Origin of the sequence: Micromonospora sp. NPDC049580 (genome assembly GCF_040675595.1) — a bacterium.
Classification (GTDB): domain Bacteria; phylum Actinomycetota; class Actinomycetes; order Mycobacteriales; family Micromonosporaceae; genus Micromonospora.
Genome location: NZ_JBFAPG010000674.1, coordinates 1 through 2,491, shown reverse-complemented (window position 1 = coordinate 2,491; position 2,491 = coordinate 1). Strand labels below are relative to the sequence as shown.

The following is a 2,491-nucleotide window of genomic DNA, read 5'->3' as shown; positions in this document are numbered from 1 at the left end:
CCCACCGGCACCCGGATCGGCACCGTCGGCCGGCCGCTGCCCGGCGTGCAGGTTCGCGGCGGCGGCGGGCGAGGTCTCGGTCAGCCCGTACCCCTCCAGGATCGTCACGCCGACGCCCCGGAAGAAGTGTCCGAGCCGGGGGCCCAGCGGCGCGCCGCCGGAGATGGCGTCGCGGCACCGCCCGCCGAGCGCGGCGCGCAGCTTGCGGTAGACGAGCCGGTCGAAGACCGCGTGCTGGGCGCGCAGCGCCAGGCCGGGCCCGCGCGGGGTCTCCAGAGCCTCGCTGTACGCGATGGCGACCTGCTCGGCGCGGGCGAAGATGCCGCCCTTGCCGTCGGCCTCGGCCTTCTGCTTGGCCGCGTTGTAGACCTTCTCGAACACCCGTGGCACGGAGAGCACGAAGGTGGGGCGGAACTCCTGCAGCTCGCCGACCAGGTTCTTGGTGTCGGCGCAGTGCGCCAGGGTGGCCCGGGCCTGCACCACGCCGATCTGGATGAGCCGGGCGAACGCGTGCGCCAGCGGCAGGAAGAGCAGGGTGGCCGCGCCTGCGTTGAACAGGTTCGGCAGCACCGGCACCGCGTTGGCGATGTCGGCGTACATGTTGCGGTGGGTGAGCACGCAACCCTTGGGGCGGCCGGTGGTGCCACTGGTGTAGATGATCGTGGCCAGGTCGCTGGCCCGGACGGCCTTGCGGCGCTGCTGGACCTCGGCCAGCTCGACGGCGGCGCCGGCGGTGACCAGCTCGTCGACCCCGCCGCGGTCGATCTGCCAGAGGTGGATTAGCTCGGGCAGGCGGTCGCGGACGCCGGCGACCAGGTCGGCGTGCGCGTCGGTCTCCACCACGGCGGCGACCGCGCCGGAGTCGGCCAGGATCCAGGCGGCCTGCTCGGCGCTGGAGGTCTCGTAGATCGGCACGGTGACCGCGCCGACCGTCCAGATGGCGTAGTCGAGCAGCGTCCACTCGTAGCGGGTCCGGCTCATCAGCGCGACCCGGGCGCCCGGGGAGACGCCGGCGGCGATCAGGCCCCGGGCCACCGCCACCACCTCGTCGCGGAACTGGAGGCAGGTCACCTCGGCCCAGGTCGTGCCGCTGCCGTCGGCCGAGCGGGTGGCGCGGGCGAACTGGACCGTGTCCGGCGCGGCCTCGGCGTTGTCCCAGACCGGATCGGTGAGGTTGGCCGCGTCGCCAACGGTGACGATCGGCGGAACGGAGAACTCGCGCACCTGCACTCCTTCGTGCTCGCACTGGCCGGCCGCTGCCCATCCACGGTCTTCGGCTCTGTCGAAACCTACCCGGCGGGGGCGGCGCGGCGTGCGGGCGGTACCCGCCGGGTAGCCTCCCCCCATGGCGGACTCCTCCACCCAGTCGATCATCATCGGCGCGTCACCGGACCGGGTGGCGGCGGTCATCTGCGACTTCCCGAGGTACCCGGAGTGGACCGAGGCGGTGCGCCACGCCGAGGTGATCGAGGAGTACGAGGACGGCTACGCCAGCCAGGTGCGGTTCGCCATCGACGCCGGGGTGATGGCCGACGAGTACGTGCTCGCCTACGAGTACGCCGAGGACCTGTCCCGCGTCGAATGGCACCTGCTCGCCCCCTCGAAGATGCAGAAGAGCCAGCGCGGCTCGTACGACCTGGTGGCGAACCCGGACGGGAGCACCACTGTGACGTACACGCTGGAGGTCGAGCTGTCGGTGGGGATGCTGGGCATGTTTCGGCGCAAGGCCGAGAAGATGATCATGGACACCGCGTTGAAGCAGCTCAAGCGCCGGGTAGAAGCACCCGGTGCGGCGCAGTGACGCGTCCGGCGGCAGGGTAGAGGAGCCGAGGGTGGGCGGAACGGATCCGGGTTCGGCCCGGGAAGAGGCGGAGCGACTGGTCGCCACCCTGCTCGCGGGGGCGCGACTGGCCTCCGGCGGGTCGGTGGGCGGCGCGTTCGGCCCGCTGGGCGGGATGCTGGCCGGTGTCCTCGGTCACAGTGCCGCTGCGGGCGGCGGCGCCCACGGCGGTGGTGGTTTCGCCACCGGTTCGGCCGAATGCTGTGTCTGCCCGGTCTGTCGCGGCATCGCCGCGTTGCGTGATCCGAGTCCGGAATTCGCCGAACGCCTGGCCACCGGTGCCGGAGACCTCGCGGCCGGCGTGGCCAGCCTGCTCCGCGCGTTCGCGCCGCCGGAGCCACCCCCGGCGACCGCACCGCAGCCGTCCGCGCCGGCGCAGCCGACGTCCGCCGCGAGCAGCGACGACGAGGCCCCACCCTTCGCCCCGGCCGACCGGTCCGCCGAGACCGACGACGAGCACGTGTGGCGCGATGCCACCCGCACCGGGCATGATTCTCAGCCGGCGCCGGAGCGGGATGTCTGGTCGGTCGCCACCCGGACGGCGGACCCACCCGCCCCGGCCACCGCAGCACCCGTCGACGACGCCGGGTCGGTGGTCGCGCCGGCGCCGACCAGCCGACCCGTGGTGCCCGCGTCGCGGGCGTCCGACGA

The 2,491-nt window shown here is 73.6% G+C and carries 3 protein-coding genes; 2 read left to right on the top strand and 1 reads right to left on the bottom strand.

Features of this window, described 5'->3' with window-relative positions:
• On the bottom strand, positions 1–1,224 hold a 1,224-nt coding region (locus AB0J68_RS30850), incomplete at its 3' end, for an AMP-binding protein (protein WP_363942257.1).
• Between the two features lie 121 nt (positions 1,225–1,345).
• Between AB0J68_RS30850 and AB0J68_RS30845 the strand changes: the two genes are divergently transcribed.
• Both AB0J68_RS30845 and AB0J68_RS30840 read left to right on the top strand, forming a co-directional pair.
• Complete coding sequence (locus tag AB0J68_RS30845; RefSeq protein ID WP_363942255.1) at positions 1,346–1,801, top strand: SRPBCC family protein; 456 nt, start codon at positions 1,346–1,348, stop codon at positions 1,799–1,801.
• A 31-nt stretch (positions 1,802–1,832) separates the two neighbouring features.
• The coding region (locus AB0J68_RS30840) for a hypothetical protein (protein ID WP_363942253.1) at positions 1,833–2,491 on the top strand (659 nt) is incomplete at its 3' end.